The organism is Streptomyces sp. NPDC094034, from assembly GCF_040303865.1.
GTDB lineage: Bacteria > Actinomycetota > Actinomycetes > Streptomycetales > Streptomycetaceae > Streptomyces.
In genome coordinates this window covers 254,632-270,277 of the sequence record NZ_JBEOUD010000001.1, presented here as the reverse complement: position 1 = coordinate 270,277, position 15,646 = coordinate 254,632, and the positions used below count along the sequence as shown (strand labels likewise).

Genomic DNA, 15,646 nt, shown 5'->3' with positions numbered 1-15,646 from the left:
GTGTATCCCTTCACATTCACCAAAGCCGGGACAGAGAGTGACGCGCTGGCGGCGGGTGCCCGGGGCGGTCGGTACATCGCGGGCGGCACGACTCTGATCGACCTGATGCGGGAGACCGTCGAACGGCCCGGTGAAGTCGTGGACATCACGGCACTGCCGTACCGGGAGATCGACGCCGGACCGTCGGTGCTGCGGATCGGGGCGCTGGTACGGATGGCCGAGCTGGCCGCGCATCGCTCAGTCGTCACCAGGTTCCCGGTGGTCAGCCAGGCACTGACCCTCAGCGCCTCGGCGCAGCTGCGGAACATGGCGACCATCGGTGGCAACATCATGCAGCGACCACGCTGCCTCTACTTCCGCGATGTGACCGCCGCGTGCAACCGGCGTGAACCGGGTGCCGGTTGTGCCGCGATCGGCGGCGAGAACCGCGGTCACGCCGTGCTCGGAACCAGCGCGGAGTGTGTGGCCACGCACCCCTCGGACCTCGCGGTCGCGTTGGTCGCGCTGGACGCGACCGTGCTGCTGCGGTCGCCGCGCGGTGAGCGCCGGATTCCGGTCAGCCGGTTCATCAGGTTGCCCGGCGACACTCCCGAGCAGGAACACGACCTGCTGCCGGGAGAGCTGATCACCGGCGTCGACGTACCGGTCGGCGCGTACACCGCCCGCTCGGGATACCTGAAGGTGCGCGATCGGCAGTCGTACGAGTTCGCCCTGGCCTCGGCGGCCGTCGCGTTGGACATCCGCTCCGGCATCATTCGAGAGGCCAGGGTCGCGGTCGGTGGCGTCGCCACGGTGCCGTGGCGACTGCGCGCGGTGGAGCGTGCGTTGGTGGGCAGGGCACCTGGCGCCCGCCTTTGGGCCGAGGCCTCGGCCCTCGCCGCGGATGGCGCGAAACCCTTGTCCGGCAACGAGTTCAAGGTCGAACTGGTCAAACGTACAGTGGCGCGCCAGCTCCAGGCTGTCGGTGGTGGATCGTGACGACAAAGCGCTCCGAGACAGCCACTGGTGTATCCATGTCCCGGGTCGACGGTCGGCTCAAGGTCACCGGGCAGGCCGACTACGCCGCCGACCACGACCTGCCAGGACTGGTCCACGCCGTGCTGGTGACCAGCACGGTGAGCCGGGCGACCATCACCGGCATCGACACCGATCGGGCCCGATCCCAGCCCGGCGTGCTGGACGTGGTCACCGACTTCAGCGGCGTCACCCTTCCCTTTCCGTCCGGCGAGATCAACTTCTTCGGGCAGCCGTTGGCCGTCGTGCTGGCGGACACCCTCCAGCAAGCTCAGCACGGTGCCTCGCAGGTGACCGTCCGAGCCGCGACACTGCCCGCGGTCACGTCGATGGACGACCCGCGAGCCGTCCCCGTTCCGGACGAGGAAGCGCCCGACTACTCCAGGGGCGATGCCGATGCCGCCCTTCGAGCGGCGTCCACGGTGGTGGACCACACGTTCACGATGGCGCGTGAGTACCACAATCCGATGGAACTGCCCGCGACGGTGGCGCACTGGACGGGCAGCACGCTGACGCTCTGGGACAAGACCCAGTGGGTCCAGGGGAACGCCAGGAACATCGCGGCCGCGCTGAACGTGCCGGTCACCGCCGTGCGGGTCATCTGCCCTTTCATCGGTGGGGCGTTCGGCAACGCCGGCCGTACGTGGCCGCACCAGATCCTCGCCGCGCACGCCGCACGCCACAGTGGGCGACCAGTGAAGCTGGTACTCACCCGAAGGCAGATGTACAGCGGTGTCGGCTACCGCCCCGCCAGCAGGCAACGGCTGGCCATGGCCGCCGGGCGCGATGGCCGGATCACCGGTATCGTCCACGAGGGCAGCTCCGAGAACTGCCGTTACGAGGCGTACTCCGACGACAGCACCGAGCTGGCGAAGTTGTTGTACGCGTGCGAAAACGTACGTACCGCCTACCGGTTGGTTCCGATCGACGTGTCCGCCGCGACCTTCATGCGCGGGCCGGGCACCGTCACCGGTGCGTTCGCGCTGGAAACCACCATGGACGAGCTCGCCGACCGCCTCGGCATCGACCCCATCGAGCTGAGGCTGCGCAACATGGTGGACCACCACCAGGTCACCGGCGTGCCGTTCACCGATCAACGCCTCGGGGAGTGTCTTGAGGTCGGTGCCCGTGCCTTCGGCTGGTCGCGCCGCCGGTCGACACCCCGCACGCGCCGCGAGGGAGACGTGCTGATCGGGATGGGCGTGGCCGCCGCGGCACATCACAACAACCGGACGACGGCGTCCGCAGCGGCGCGGATCAACGCCGATGGCACCGCCCTGGTGACCAGTGCCACCGCCGATATGGGTCCGGGTACCTACACCTCCATGGTGCAGGTCGCGGCGGACGCGCTGGGACTGGCGGCCTCCCGGGTGCGGTTCGAACTCGGTGACTCGACGCTGCCGACGGCGCCCATGCACTCCGGTTCGAAGACGCTGGCGAGTGTGGGGTCGGCCGTGTTCACGGCCTGCTCCACGGCGCGGGACGGCGTGGTGCGGATGGCTGTGGTCGATCCGGCGTCGCCGCTCTACGGAGTTGACGCGGATACCGTGACAGTCCGCGACGGACACTTGTCCGCCCCTGGCCGCTCCTCGGAGCGCTACGGGGACGTCCTGCGCCGGCATGGCCGGGACAGCGTCACCAGCCAGCGGAGTTGGACGCCCGTTCCTGAGAACGAGTTCTCCTCGTTCGCCTTCGGTGCGGTCTTCGCCGAGGTTTCGGTGGATGTACGGCTCGGTCAGATCCGTGTCCGGCGGATGCGTGCGGTCTACGACATCGGCCAGGTCGTCAACCCGAAGCTGTCCAGGAGCCAGGTGTACGGCGGCTTGGTGGCGGGCATGGGCATGGCCCTGTTGGAGGACACGGCGCGCGACCACCGCGACGGCCGGATCGTCAACGCGAACATGGCCGACTATCTGGTGCCGGTGCATGCCGATGTGCCGGACCTGGATGTGCAGTTCCTGTCCGGCGACGATCCCGCCGCCACTCCGATCGGCGTCAAGGGGCTTGGTGAACTCGTCGTCGTGGGCGTGCCCGCGGCCATCGGCAACGCCGTCTACAACGCCACGGGCGTCCGTGTGCGGGATCTTCCCATCACACTCGACAGACTCCTTCACCGCGACTGACGGAGAGTCCGTGATCCGCCCCATCACGGCAGAAGCCGCGCGCTGTCGGCGTGGCGGACCACAGGGCCGCCGCCGCGTACCCCCGGCGCGGCGGCGGCCCGTCACACCGCGCCCCGCAGCGCCAGTGCGCTGCCGTACCGAGGACCGTTCATGCTGAACATCGCGGATACGCTGCACACATGGTGCTGCGAAGGCCGCCCCTTCGCTCTCGCCACCGTCGTCCACGTGACCGGCAGCGCACCCCTCCCGCCCGGCACGGCGATGGCCGTGGACGCCGACGGCAACGCGGTCGGAAGCGTCTCGGGGGGCTGCGTGGAAGGAGCGGTCTACGAGCTGTGTCAACAGATGCTCGACGAACGCGGGCCTGCCCGCCGTGCCCGCTTCGGCTACTCCGATGACGATGCCTTCGCCGTCGGTCTGACCTGCGGAGGGGAGATCGACGTCCTGGTGCAACGGGTGGACCCCGCTGCCATGACGCCACTCGCCTGCGCGCTCGACGAGGTCGTTCAGGGCCGTCCCACCGCCATCGCGCATATCGTCGACGGCCCCGACCGCTTCCTCGGCTCAACCCTGAGAGTGGTCGGGGAGGGCGGAGCGGATGACGGGACCATCGCCGGACTGCGTGCGGCGCCCGAGGTGACGGCACAGGCCCGAGCCCTCCTCCGGGCGGGCCGCGGTGGCCGTGTCGAGATCGGCGGTGACGCCGACACCTGCCCCGAGCGCGTGTCCGTCCTCGTCCACACCCAAGCCCCCCGCCCCCGCATGCTGGTCTTCGGAGCCGTCGACTTCGCCGCTGCCCTCAGCCAGGCCGGAAGTTTCCTCGGCTACCGGGTCACCGTGTGCGACGCCCGCCCCGTCTTCGCGACCCCCGCCCGCTTCCCCCACGCCGACCAGGTCGTCGTCGACTGGCCCCATCGGTATCTGGCCGGCACCGAAGTCGACGAGCGCACCGCCGTATGCGTCCTCACCCACGACGCCAAGTTCGACATCCCGCTGCTGCGCCTGGCCTTGAGCCTCCCCGTCGGCTACGTGGGCGCGATGGGTTCCAGGCGCACCCACGAGCGCCGTATCGATCTCCTGCGGGAGACCGGCGTCCCCGAACCCCAGCTGGAGCAACTGCGCTCGCCGATCGGGTTGGATCTCGGCGCGCGAACACCGGAGCAGACCGCGGTGTCCATCACCGCGGAGATCATCGCCGACATGAACCGGAGATCCGGGGTGCCCCTTACCCAGCTCACCGGGCCCATCCACCGATAGGCGCCACGGCCGGTCGCACGGGGAAACCCGGACAGGACCTAGGCACCCTCCTTGAGCACGCGTGAGATCAGCGCGCGCTGCGCGTCCGTCAGGCCCGGGTCCGCGCAGTGGACCGCGTGGTCGTCGATGGTGATCACGTAGTGGTAGCCGTCCGGTACACCGGCGGACGGCGTGTCCGCGCCGTCCGCCATCGCCCGGTCGGCCAGTTCCCGCCAGTCACCGGCATCGCGCAGACCCGCGGTCTCGATCTCGGCCCGGCGCTCGATGCCCGCGAAGCCGCCTGTGCGCCGTACTTGGATACGCATGGGTCCTGTCTAGTACGTGATCGGCGGCGGCGGTAGCCGCCGCTCGTGCCACACCTGGTGCTTCACACCGCGGGGATCCCGACCTGGGACCACGCCTTCGTCACCGCGTCCAGCTCCGCGCCGTCGCCGAAGCGGGTCCGTGCCGCCGCGACCGTCAGCCGGGCGAAGTCCGCGAACCGCGCGCCGGCGGCCAGCTCGCCGCCGGTCAGCACGTCGAACCAGATCCGCCCCGCCCGCTCCCACGCCTTTCCGCCGAGCGCCGAGGCCAGCAGATAGAACGCGTGGTTCGGGATCCCGGAGTTGATGTGGACCCCGCCGTTGTCCTGGCTCGTCCGTACGAAGCCGGCCATCGTGGCGGGCTGCGGGTCCTTGCCGAGAACGTCGTCGTCGTACGCCGTCCCCGGCGCCTTCATGGAGCGCAGCGCCTCCCCGCTGACCCCGGGAGCGAGCAGACCCGCGCCGATCAGCCAGTCGGCCCGGTCGGCCGTCTGGTCCAGGGTGTACTGCTTGACCAGCGAGCCGAAGACGTCCGAGACGGACTCGTTGAGGGCGCCCGCCTCGCCCTGGTACTCCAGGTTGGCGGTGTACTGGGTGAGGCCGTGCGCCAGCTCGTGGCCGATCACATCGACGGGCAGCGTGAAGTCGAGGAAGACCTCGCCGTCACCGTCGCCGAAGACCATCTGTTCGCCGTCCCAGAACGCGTTCCCGTACCCCTCGTCGTAGTGGACGCTGGCGACCAGCGGCAGCCCGGCGCCGTCGAGCGAGTCGCGTCCGTACGCCGAGAGCAGCAGCTCGAACGTGGCGCCGAGACCGCTGTACGCGCGGTTCACGGTGGCGTCGGCGCCGGGTGGGTCGCCCTCACCGCGCACCTTCCTTCCCGGCAGCGTGGTGCGGTGCTCGCAGTCGTGGAGAGCGCGGTGCGGAGTTCCGGTGGCGGCGGCCGTGGGGGAGGCGACGACGCGGGGACCCGTGACCCGGCGGCGGGTGCGGTGGGCGGCGTCCACCTCCAGCGCCCGGCGGGCGGGCCCGGAGAGCCGGGGGTCCTCGGCCTGGGCGAGTTTGTCGAGGACATGGGGCGGCACGATGGTGCAGAAGACGGGAGCGATGGCGTTCATATCCGCACCGTGGCAGCGTGTCACCGTTCTGTCACTCATCGCGACAGGAATTGCTGAGATGGAGTGATTCCCCCGGATTCGGGCTTTGGGAATCCGATCCCGCATTCTGATACGGACCCGCGCCCGCGGCGCAGCTCGGCTAGGCTGCCTCACATCATGCGTTTCGGGCTGCTTCTCCTTAGCTGCCGCGGCGAGGGTCTGTAGTCGTAGGCCGACCCCCTCCCCGCGGAGTCTGGCGTTGCGGTGATCACGCCCGTCGGCCACCCCAGTGGACACACGAGGAGCCCTACGCAATGTCTGATTCTTCCGTCGGTCGCGCCACGCCCATCACCAACGCGACCCACACCCAGCGGCCGTCCGGGATGCCGATCCACAAGTACGGCCGCTACGAGGCGGTGGAGATCCCCGACCGCACCTGGCCGGAGAACCGGATCACCGTCGCCCCCCGCTGGCTCTCCACCGATCTGCGCGACGGCAACCAGGCCCTGATCGACCCCATGTCACCGGCCCGCAAGCGCGAGATGTTCGATCTGCTGGTCCGTATGGGCTACAAGGAGATCGAGGTCGGCTTCCCGTCCTCCGGTGAGACCGACTTCGCGTTCGTACGGTCGATCATCGAAGAGGGCGCGATCCCCGAGGATGTGACGATCTCCGTCCTGACCCAGTCCCGCGAGGAACTGATCGAGCGCACCGTCGAGGCGCTGCGCGGCGCCCACCGCGCGACCGTCCATCTCTACAACGCCACCGCCCCGACCTTCCGGAAGGTTGTCTTCCGAGGCACGAAGGAGCAGGTCAAGCAGATCGCCGTGGACGGCACCCGGCTGGTGATGGAGTACGCGGAGAAGATCCTCGGCCCCGAGACCGTCTTCGGCTACCAGTACAGCCCGGAGATCTTCACCGACACCGAGCTGGACTTCGCGCTGGAGGTCTGCGAAGGCGTCATGGACGTCTGGCAGCCCGAGGCCGGCCGCGAGATCATTCTCAATCTGCCCGCCACGGTGGAGCGTTCGACCCCGTCCACGCACGCGGACCGCTTCGAGTGGATGTCGCGCCATCTCTCCCGCCGCGAGAACGTGTGCCTGTCCGTGCACCCGCACAACGACCGCGGTACGGCCGTCGCCGCCGCCGAGCTGGCGCTCATGGCCGGGGCGGACCGTATCGAGGGCTGTCTGTTCGGGCAGGGCGAGCGCACCGGCAATGTCGACCTGGTGACGCTGGGCATGAACCTCTTCTCTCAGGGCGTCGACCCGCAGATCGACTTCTCGCAGATCGACGAGATCCGTCGTACCAGCGAGTACTGCAATCAGATGGAGATCCACCCGCGCCACCCCTACGTGGGCGATCTGGTCTACACCTCCTTCTCCGGCTCCCACCAGGACGCCATCAAGAAGGGATTCGACGCGCGTGAGGCCGATGCCGCCGCGCAGGGCAAGACGGTCGACGAGATCGAGTGGGCCGTGCCGTATCTGCCGATCGACCCGAAGGACGTGGGCCGTTCGTACGAGGCGGTCATCCGCGTCAACTCGCAGTCGGGCAAGGGCGGGATCGCGTACGTACTGAAGAACGACCACAAGCTGGACCTGCCGCGCCGGATGCAGATCGAGTTCTCCCGGATCATCCAGGCCAAGACCGACGCCGAGGGCGGCGAGGTCACGCCCGGCCAGATCTGGTCGGTCTTCCAGGACGAGTACCTGCCCAACCCGGACAATCCGTGGGGCCGGCTCCAGCTGCGCTCCGGCCAGACCACGACCGACACGGACGGCAAGGACACACTGACCGTCCAGGCCGTCGTGGACGGTACGGAGACCGTGCTGACCGGTACCGGCAACGGTCCGATTTCGGCCTTCTTCGAGGCTCTGGCGTCCGTCGGGGTGGACGCCCGGCTGCTGGACTACCAGGAGCACACCATGAGTGAGGGCGCGAGCGCGCAGGCCGCCTCGTACATCGAGTGCGCGATCGACGGAAAGGTGCTGTGGGGCATCGGAATCGACGCAAATACCACCCGCGCTTCACTCAAGGCGGTCATTTCCGCGGTGAACCGCGCGGCCCGCTGATCCGGCCGACGACCCCGTCCTGACCTGAGCGTTCATGGACCCCGACCACCCGGCACGGTGGTCGGGGTTCAGCCATGTCGTGGCGATCTCACGCCGCGGTACTGACGGCGCCCGCGCGATGTGGCTAACATCACGTCAACGCGGCGGCTCCCCAACCAGGATTCCCGGCATCCGGGTTCCCCGGAAGGGCGCGGAGGCGAAGCGGTGCGCAACGCAACGAAGCGTTGCCGGAGCGTTACGGAGGTGCGCGACGTGCTGCCAGCTCAGAGACCCGGTGGGCGAAAAGTGCGTTTCTGCGGCATTCGTACGTCCTGGAGCACCGTCGGCGACGGGGAGTTCTTCTGTCCCGACTGCGGGGGCGACCGCAACTACCGCCGTCGTACCGGCCGTCGCCGTTTCACCGTGCTCGGGGTTCCACTGCTTCCGCGCGGCTGCGCCGGGCCCATCGTCGAATGCGCCGCCTGTCACGGCCACTTCGGGACGGACGTACTGGACCACCCCACCACCGTTCGCTTCTCCGCGATGCTGCGCGACGCTGTGCACACGGTCGCGCTGGCGGTCCTCGCGGCCGGTGGCACCTCCTCGCGTACGGTCAGGGAGACCGCGGTCCTCATCGTCCGGGCGGCCGGGTTCGAGGACTGCACGGAGGACCGGCTGACGGATCTGGTGGACGCGCTCGCCGCGGACACCGGCCGCTTCCTCATGGAGCCGGGGCCGTGCGGCGCGGCGCTCGCCATCGAACTGCATGAGGCGCTGGAGCCGCTGGCACCGCATCTCGCCCCGGCGGGCCGGGAGTCGATCGTGTTGCAGGGCGCGCGGATCGCGGTGGCGGACGGACCGTACAGCCTGCCGGAGCGCGAGGTGCTGAGCATCGTCGGCGGCGCGCTCCAGCTCTGTTCGGACGATACGGAGCGACTGCTGCTGGCGGCGTCCGGCACGCCTTCCTGAGCCCGCCCCGGGCGGACCCGGGCCGACCCGACCTGACCCGGGCGCCCCTGACCCGGGCCGACCGGGGAGCGAGGGGCCTGAGGGAGCGGGAGGCGGAGAGGCGTCCGCGCATGCGGGACAATGGCCCCCATGAGTCTGTTCCGGGACGACGGCGTTGTGCTGCGCACCCAGAAGCTCGGTGAGGCCGATCGCATCATCACGCTTCTGACCCGCGGCCACGGCCGCGTCCGCGCCGTCGCCCGGGGGGTACGGCGGACCAAATCGAAGTTCGGGGCGCGGCTGGAGCCGTTCTCCCATGTCGATGTGCAGTTCTTCGCGCGCGGCAGCGACCTCGTCGGACGCGGGCTGCCGCTGTGCACGCAGAGCGAGACCATCGCCCCTTACGGCGGCGGCATCGTCACCGACTACGCCCGCTACACCGCGGGCACCGCCATGCTGGAGACCGCCGAGCGGTTCACCGACCACGAGGGCGAGCCGGCCGTCCAGCAGTATCTGCTCCTGGTCGGCGGGTTGCGTACGCTCGCACGCGGGGAGCACGCGCCCCATCTGATCCTGGACGCCTTCCTGCTGCGCTCCCTCGCGGTCAATGGCTACGCGCCGAGCTTCGACGACTGCGCGAAGTGCGGACTTCATGGGCCGAATCGTTTCTTTTCGGTCGCGGCGGGTGGTGTCATCTGCGGCGACTGCCGGGTGCCCGGCAGCGTCGTACCCTCGGCTGAGGCGGTCGGACTGCTCAGCGCGCTGCTGACCGGCGACTGGGACACGGCGGACGCGTGCGAGGCACGGCATGTCAGGGAGGGCAGCGGACTGGTGTCCGCCTATCTGCACTGGCACCTGGAGCGCGGGCTGCGCTCGCTCAGATACGTAGAGAAGACCTAGGAAAACCGGGAGACGAGAGCGCATGGCACGACGCGGAATCATGGGGCGTTCCCGCCGCGAGTACAAGACGCCGGAACCGCATCCCTCCGGTGCGCGCCCGCCGAAGATCCCCGGCGAGCTGGTGCCGCGGCACGTGGCCTGTGTCATGGACGGCAACGGCCGCTGGGCCAAGGAGCGCGGTCTGCCGCGCACCGAGGGCCACAAGGTCGGCGAGGGCGTTGTGCTCGACGTGCTCAAGGGCTGTCTGGAGATGGGCGTCAAGAACCTCTCGCTGTACGCCTTCTCCACCGAGAACTGGAAGCGGACCCCCGACGAGGTGCGTTTCCTCATGAACTTCAACCGCGATGTCATCCGCCGCCGCCGCGACGAGATGGACGAGCTGGGGATCCGGATCCGCTGGGTGGGCCGGATGCCCAAGATGTGGAAGTCGGTCGTCCAGGAGCTTCAGGTCGCCCAGGAGCAGACGCGGGACAACGACGCCATGACGCTCTACTTCTGCGTCAACTACGGTGGCCGCGCGGAGATCGCGGACGCCGCGCAGGCGCTCGCCGCCGATGTCGCGTCCGGCAAGCTCGACCCGTCCAAGGTCAATGAGAAGACGTTCGCCAAGTATCTGTACTACCCGGACATGCCGGACGTGGATCTCTTCCTGCGCCCCAGTGGTGAGCAGCGCACGTCCAACTATCTGATCTGGCAGAGCAGTTACGCCGAGATGGTCTTCCAGGACGTGCTGTGGCCGGACTTCGACCGCCGCGATCTGTGGCGGGCGTGTCTGGAGTACGCGTCCAGGGACCGGCGCTTCGGCGGGGCGCTGCCCAACGAGGAACAGCCTGAACAGCCGGAGCAGCGGGGCTGATACGCGCCGCGGTCGTCGTACGGGCCGATGACGAGCCCGTACGACGATCCCCAACGCACCTGAATCAGTTTCTAGTTCTTCGCGACCGCCGCCGCGCACTCCGCGCACGTACCGAAGATCTCCACCGTGTGCGCCACCCCGACATAGCCGTGCTGCGCGGCGATCATCTCGGCCCACTGCTCCACCGCCGGGCCCTCGACCTCGACGGCCTTTCCGCAGACCCGGCACACGAGATGGTGGTGATGGTCGCCGGTCGAGCAGCGCCGGTAGACCGACTCGCCGTCGTTCGTGCGCAACACATCGACCTCGCCCGCGTCGGCGAGGGATTGCAGGGTGCGATAGACCGTGGTCAGACCGACCGAGTCACCGCGGTGTTTGAGCATGTCGTGGAGCTCCTGCGCGCTACGGAACTCATCCACCTCGTCGAGCGCCGCCGCCACCGCGGCGCGCTGGCGGGTCGATCGGCCGCGCACGGGGGCCGCGCTTGATCCACCGCTGGGCGCAGTCGTCACAGGTGCCTCCTTGCCTCTGCCCGTGTCCCACGGGCGTTGCCCGCTTCCCACGGGCCATTCTGCCAGTTCGTGACCGGCTCGCGGTCAGACCGTGACATCACCCGGGGCCCGGCGCGCGGCCGGCACGGCCACGTCCGGCGCGTCCACGTCCGCCGCCACGTCCGGGGTGTCCGCGGCCTCGGCGGCCCGCAGCGCACGGGCCCTGCGTCTCGCGAGAGGGGTCGAGAGAGCGGTCAGCACCACGAAGACACCGATCGCGATCAGCACGATCGTCGCGCCGGGCGGCACGTCCTGGTAGTACGAGGTGACCGTGCCGGCCAGCGTCACCGCCGTACCGATCACGACGGACAGGACGAAGGTGACCACGAAGGACCGGGTGATCTGCTGGGCCGCCGCGACCGGCACCACCATCAGCGCGCTGACCAGCAGTAGCCCCACCACCCGCATGGCGACGGTGACGGTCACCGCGGCCGTGACCGCGATCAGCAGATTCAGCGCCCGCACCGGCAGTCCGGTGACACGCGCGAACTCCTCGTCCTGGCTGACCGCGAAGAGCTGCCGCCGCAGCCCCACGGTGACCAGCACCACGAAGGCGGCGAGCAGCGAGATCGCGGTCACGTCCGCCGGTGAGACCGTCGACAGGGAGCCGAAGAGGTAGGTGCTGAGGCTGCCGTTGGAGCCGTTCGGCGCGAGATTGATCAGCAGGACACCGCCCGCCATACCGCCGTAGAAGAGCATCGCCAGCGCGATGTCGCCGCGCGTGCGGCCGTACGCCCTGATCAGCTCCATCGTGACGGCGCCGGCGACCGAGACCAGCGTCGCCGTCCAGATCGCGCTGGTGGAGAGCAGGAAGCCGAGACCGACCCCGGTCATCGCGACATGGCCGATGCCGTCGCCCATCAGGGCCTGGCGGCGCTGGACGAGATAGATGCCGACGGCGGGGGCGGTGATGCCGACCAGTACGGCCGCGATCAGCGCGCGCTGCATAAAGGCGGTCTGGAGTATTTCCATGGTCAGGTCAGCAGTCCTGTGCGAAGCGGCTCGCCGGCCTCGTGCGGATGGCAGCCTGGATCGGTCAGCGGATCGGGGCCGTGGCCCGGCACGGGGCCTTCCCCGCTCGAAGAGTCCGGGGAAGCGTGCCCAGCGGTCCTCGGCGGGGGGCCGTCGTGCACCACACAGCCGTCGCGCAGCACCACCGTGCGGTCGATCAGCGGCCCCAGCGCGCCGAGTTCATGCAGGACGAGCAGGACGGTCGTACCGGCCGCGACCTGTTCGCGCAGGGTCGCCGCGAGAATGTCCTGGCTGGCCAGATCGACGCCCGCCATCGGCTCGTCCATGATCAGCAGTTCGGGCCCGGCGGCGAGCGCCCTGGCTATCAGCACACGCTGGTGCTGGCCGCCCGAGAGTGCCTCCACGGAGTCCTTGGCGCGGTCGGTGAGCCCCACCAGCTCGATGGCCCGCGCGACGGCGGCCCGGTCGGCCTTGCCGGGCAGGCCGAACCTCGTACGGGACAGCCGGCCGGAGGCGACGACCTCGCGGACGGTCGCGGGCACTCCGCTCGCGGCGGTGGTGCGCTGCGGTACGTAGCCGACGCGCGCCCAGTCGCGGAAGCGGCGCAGCGGGGTCGAGAAGAGCGTGATCTCGCCGTCCGTCAGCGGTACCTGCCCGATCACCGAGCGTACGGCGGTGGACTTGCCGGACCCGTTGGCGCCGAGCAGGGCGACGACCTCTCCGCTGTGCACGGTGAGATCGATGCCGCGCAGCACGGGGCGCGCACCGAGTGTGGCCCGCGCGCCCCGGACGGTGATGACCGGTGCGGAACCCCGCTCCCGTGCCTGCCGCGCCGTCTCGGCGCTCCGGCCGCTCTTCACCGTCGCCATGTCGGGTGCCTCCGATACCGCTGTCGGCCGTGCTGTCGGCTGTGTCATGTCGCGGGCTTCACATCACGGGTCACTTCGACGACCTCACTTCGACGCCTTCACTTCGACGACCTCACTTCCATGGCCTCACTTCGCGCCGAGTGCCGTCCGCAGCGCGGTGAGGTTGGCGTTCATGACCTCGATGTAGTCATCGCCCTTGGACTTGTCCGTAATTCCCTCCAGCGGGTCCAGGACGTCGGTCTTCAGTCCGGAGTCCGCTGCGACGGTCTTGGCGGTCTTGTCGCTGGCGAGCGTCTCGAAGAATACGGTGCCGACCTTGTCGTGCTCCGCGATGGTCTTCAGTTCCTTCATCCGGGCGGGGCTGGGCTCCGACTCGGGGTCGAGGCCCGCGATGCCCTCCTGCGTCAGACCGTAGCGCTCGGCGAGGTAGCCGAAGGCGGAGTGGGTGGTGATGAAGGTCTTGGTGGTGGTGTCGGCGAGGCCCTGCTTGAACGCGGTGTCCAGGCCGCCGAGCTCCTTCACCAGCGCGTCGGTGTTCTTCCGGTACGCGGCGGAGTTGTCCGGGTCCGCCTTCTCCAGGGAGGCGCCGACACCCTTGGCGACCTCGGCGTACTTCACCGGGTCCAGCCAGATGTGCGGGTCCTTGCCGGCCAGGGCGTCCTGCTCGCCGGCGGAGTGGCCCTCCTCGGTCGCGTGCTCGTCCGCGTGCTCGTCGGCGTGGCCCTCCTCGTGGGAGTGGCCGACCTCGGTGCCGTGCTGCTCCAGCGTGGTGAGGGAGGTCGCGTCGACGGTGTTGCGCACACCGGACTGCGTGATGGCCTCGTCCACGGCGGGCTGGATGCCCTTGAGATAGAGGATGACATCGGCTTCGCCGAGTTGAGCGGCCCCCCGGGGGGTGAGCTCCAGGTCGTGCGGCTCCACGCCGGGCTTGGTGAGCGTGGTGACGGAGACGTGGTCGCCGCCTATTCGCTCGGCCAGGAACTGCATGGGGTAGAACGACGCGGTCACCGCGAGTTTGCCGCCGCTCTTCGTGTCGGTGGCGGCGTCGGAGGTGGAGCAGGCGGACAGCGCCACCAGGCCGAGGGTGACGGTGCCGGCGAGAGTGGCGGTCGGTATCAGACGTCTTGCGTTCATGACTGTCATTTTCAACAAAAGTGGAAACGATTGTCAACAAGGGTCGGAGATCTCTCTTACCCCGCACCGATTTGATCCAAGGGGTGCGGCCGCCGCTAATCTGAAGCATTCGCCGTTCGTCGTCGTCGTAATGAAGAGAGCACCGTGGCCGCCGACAAGATCGACAGCATCGTCAACCTGAGCAAGCGCCGTGGCTTCGTCTACCCGTCCAGTGAGATCTACGGTGGTCAGCGCGCCGCCTGGGACTACGGGCCGCTCGGAGTCGAGCTGAAGGAAAACCTCAAGCGCCAGTGGTGGCGCTACATGGTCACCTCGCGCGAGGACGTTGTCGGTATCGACTCCTCGGTGATCCTCGCCACGGAGGTCTGGGAGGCGTCCGGCCACGTCGCGACCTTCAGCGACCCGCTCACCGAGTGCACCTCCTGCCACAAGCGGTTCCGCGCCGACCATCTGGAGGAGGCGTACGAGGCGAAGCACGGCAAGGCCCCCGAGAACGGCCTCGCCGACATCAACTGCCCCAACTGCGGCAACAAGGGGACGTTCACCGACCCCAAGCAGTTCTCCGGTCTGCTCTCCACCCACCTCGGCCCGACGCAGGACTCCGGCTCCGTCGCCTATCTGCGGCCCGAGACCGCGCAGGGCATTTTCACCAACTTCGCCCTGGTGCAGCAGACTTCGCGCAAGAAGCCGCCGTTCGGCATCGCGCAGATGGGCAAGTCCTTCCGGAACGAGATCACTCCGGGCAACTTCATCTTCCGCACGCGCGAGTTCGAGCAGATGGAGATGGAGTTCTTCGTCAAGCCGGGCGAGGACGAGCAGTGGCAGGAATACTGGATGGAGCAGCGCTGGAACTGGTACACCGACCTGGGTCTCCGTGCGGAGAACATGCGGTGGTACGAGCACCCGGCCGAGAAGCTCTCGCACTACTCCAAGCGCACCGCCGACATCGAGTACCGCTTCCAGTTCGGCGGCAGCGAGTGGGGCGAGCTGGAGGGTGTCGCCAACCGCACCGACTACGACCTTTCCGCGCACGCCAAGGCGTCCGGTCATGACCTGTCGTTCTTCGACCAGGAGGCCGGTGAGCGCTGGACCCCGTATGTCATCGAGCCCGCCGCCGGTGTCGGCCGCTCGATGCTCGCCTTCCTCCTCGACGCGTACAACGAGGACGAGGCGCCCAACGCCAAGGGCGTGCTGGAGAAGCGCACCGTGATGCGGCTCGACCCCCGCCTCGCGCCGGTCAAGGTGGCCGTGCTGCCGCTCTCCCGTAACCCGCAGCTCTCGCCGAAGGCCAAGGGGCTCGCGACGGATCTGCGGCGCAACTGGAACATCGAGTTCGACGACGCGGGCGCCATCGGCCGCCGCTACCGCCGCCAGGACGAGATCGGCACACCGTTCTGTGTGACCGTCGACTTCGACACCCTGGACGACAACGCGGTGACCGTGCGCGAGCGCGACACGATGCAGCAGGAGCGTGTCTCGCTCGACCAGATCCAGAGCTACCTCGGCGCCCGGCTCCTCGGCTGCTGACCATCGCTGACCACGCCGCGGACACCCCGCACTGAACGGCGG

At 69.1% G+C, this 15,646-nt stretch carries 14 protein-coding genes; 8 read left to right on the top strand and 6 right to left on the bottom strand.

What is annotated here, in order from left to right:
• From ABTZ59_RS01205 to ABTZ59_RS01195, 3 genes are all read left to right on the top strand, one after another.
• The gene (locus tag ABTZ59_RS01205) at window positions 1–978 is read left to right on the top strand and encodes an FAD binding domain-containing protein (RefSeq protein ID WP_351387757.1); all 978 of its coding nucleotides are present in this window, start codon (window positions 1–3) and stop codon (window positions 976–978) included.
• Between the two features lie 35 nt (window positions 979–1,013).
• Window positions 1,014–3,137, top strand: coding sequence for a xanthine dehydrogenase family protein molybdopterin-binding subunit (locus ABTZ59_RS01200; RefSeq protein WP_351387754.1), 2,124 nt, complete (start codon window positions 1,014–1,016; stop codon window positions 3,135–3,137).
• Window positions 3,138–3,287: 150 nt separating this feature from the next.
• Window positions 3,288–4,394, top strand: a complete 1,107-nt coding sequence (locus ABTZ59_RS01195) for an XdhC family protein (protein WP_351387750.1) — start codon at window positions 3,288–3,290, stop codon at window positions 4,392–4,394.
• Between the two features lie 38 nt (window positions 4,395–4,432).
• On the opposite strand, the gene ABTZ59_RS01190 is transcribed toward ABTZ59_RS01195, so the two are convergent.
• Window positions 4,433–4,699, bottom strand: coding sequence for a protealysin inhibitor emfourin (locus tag ABTZ59_RS01190; RefSeq protein ID WP_351387745.1), 267 nt, complete (start codon window positions 4,697–4,699; stop codon window positions 4,433–4,435).
• Window positions 4,700–4,761: 62 nt separating this feature from the next.
• Window positions 4,762–5,814 carry a M4 family metallopeptidase gene (locus ABTZ59_RS01185; protein ID WP_351387742.1) on the bottom strand — a complete coding sequence of 351 codons (1,053 nt, stop codon included), beginning with the start codon at window positions 5,812–5,814 and terminating at the stop codon, window positions 4,762–4,764.
• A 293-nt stretch (window positions 5,815–6,107) separates the two neighbouring features.
• Here ABTZ59_RS01185 and leuA point away from each other — a divergent pair, with 293 nt between their 5' ends.
• From leuA to ABTZ59_RS01165, 4 genes are all read left to right on the top strand, one after another.
• Complete coding sequence (leuA, locus tag ABTZ59_RS01180) at window positions 6,108–7,868, top strand: 2-isopropylmalate synthase (protein WP_351387738.1); 1,761 nt, start codon at window positions 6,108–6,110, stop codon at window positions 7,866–7,868.
• Window positions 7,869–8,120: 252 nt separating this feature from the next.
• Window positions 8,121–8,816, top strand: a complete 696-nt coding sequence (locus ABTZ59_RS01175) for a TerB family tellurite resistance protein (protein WP_351387733.1) — start codon at window positions 8,121–8,123, stop codon at window positions 8,814–8,816.
• A gap of 129 nt (window positions 8,817–8,945) precedes the next feature.
• A complete protein-coding gene (gene recO / locus ABTZ59_RS01170) occupies window positions 8,946–9,695 on the top strand; it encodes a DNA repair protein RecO (protein WP_351387728.1) in 750 nt (249 codons plus the stop codon).
• 22 nt (window positions 9,696–9,717) lie between these two features.
• Complete coding sequence (locus ABTZ59_RS01165; protein WP_351387725.1) at window positions 9,718–10,551, top strand: isoprenyl transferase; 834 nt, start codon at window positions 9,718–9,720, stop codon at window positions 10,549–10,551.
• A gap of 71 nt (window positions 10,552–10,622) precedes the next feature.
• On the opposite strand, the gene ABTZ59_RS01160 is transcribed toward ABTZ59_RS01165, so the two are convergent.
• The 4 genes from ABTZ59_RS01160 to ABTZ59_RS01145 form a co-directional block, all read right to left on the bottom strand.
• A complete protein-coding gene (locus tag ABTZ59_RS01160) occupies window positions 10,623–11,063 on the bottom strand; it encodes a Fur family transcriptional regulator (protein WP_249949289.1) in 441 nt (146 codons plus the stop codon).
• Between the two features lie 84 nt (window positions 11,064–11,147).
• On the bottom strand, window positions 11,148–12,074 hold the full coding sequence (locus ABTZ59_RS01155) for a metal ABC transporter permease (RefSeq protein WP_351387716.1): 927 nt from the start codon (window positions 12,072–12,074) through the stop codon (window positions 11,148–11,150).
• A gap of 2 nt (window positions 12,075–12,076) precedes the next feature.
• Window positions 12,077–12,943, bottom strand: coding sequence for a metal ABC transporter ATP-binding protein (locus ABTZ59_RS01150; protein WP_503001825.1), 867 nt, complete (start codon window positions 12,941–12,943; stop codon window positions 12,077–12,079).
• Between the two features lie 126 nt (window positions 12,944–13,069).
• On the bottom strand, window positions 13,070–14,077 hold the full coding sequence (locus ABTZ59_RS01145; RefSeq protein WP_351387707.1) for a metal ABC transporter substrate-binding protein: 1,008 nt from the start codon (window positions 14,075–14,077) through the stop codon (window positions 13,070–13,072).
• 144 nt (window positions 14,078–14,221) lie between these two features.
• Between ABTZ59_RS01145 and ABTZ59_RS01140 the strand changes: the two genes are divergently transcribed.
• Entirely contained in the window at window positions 14,222–15,604 is a 1,383-nt protein-coding gene (locus tag ABTZ59_RS01140) for a glycine--tRNA ligase (RefSeq protein WP_351387701.1), read from the top strand.
• Window positions 15,605–15,646: the final 42 nt, after the last annotated feature.

What these genes read in the sequence shown, in the direction of transcription:
- recO (WP_351387728.1), top strand. Translation starts at nt 8,946, where the DNA reads ATGAGTCTGTTCCGGGACGACGGCGTTGTGCTGCGCACCCAGAAGCTC.
- ABTZ59_RS01165 (WP_351387725.1), top strand. Translation starts at nt 9,718, where the DNA reads ATGGCACGACGCGGAATCATGGGGCGTTCCCGCCGCGAGTACAAGACG.
- ABTZ59_RS01185 (WP_351387742.1), bottom strand. Translation starts at nt 5,814, where the DNA reads ATGAACGCCATCGCTCCCGTCTTCTGCACCATCGTGCCGCCCCATGTC.
- ABTZ59_RS01200 (WP_351387754.1), top strand. Translation starts at nt 1,014, where the DNA reads ATGTCCCGGGTCGACGGTCGGCTCAAGGTCACCGGGCAGGCCGACTAC.
- ABTZ59_RS01155 (WP_351387716.1), bottom strand. Translation starts at nt 12,074, where the DNA reads ATGGAAATACTCCAGACCGCCTTTATGCAGCGCGCGCTGATCGCGGCC.
- ABTZ59_RS01145 (WP_351387707.1), bottom strand. Translation starts at nt 14,077, where the DNA reads ATGAACGCAAGACGTCTGATACCGACCGCCACTCTCGCCGGCACCGTC.
- ABTZ59_RS01195 (WP_351387750.1), top strand. Translation starts at nt 3,288, where the DNA reads ATGCTGAACATCGCGGATACGCTGCACACATGGTGCTGCGAAGGCCGC.
- ABTZ59_RS01190 (WP_351387745.1), bottom strand. Translation starts at nt 4,699, where the DNA reads ATGCGTATCCAAGTACGGCGCACAGGCGGCTTCGCGGGCATCGAGCGC.
- ABTZ59_RS01150 (WP_503001825.1), bottom strand. Translation starts at nt 12,943, where the DNA reads ATGGCGACGGTGAAGAGCGGCCGGAGCGCCGAGACGGCGCGGCAGGCA.
- leuA (WP_351387738.1), top strand. Translation starts at nt 6,108, where the DNA reads ATGTCTGATTCTTCCGTCGGTCGCGCCACGCCCATCACCAACGCGACC.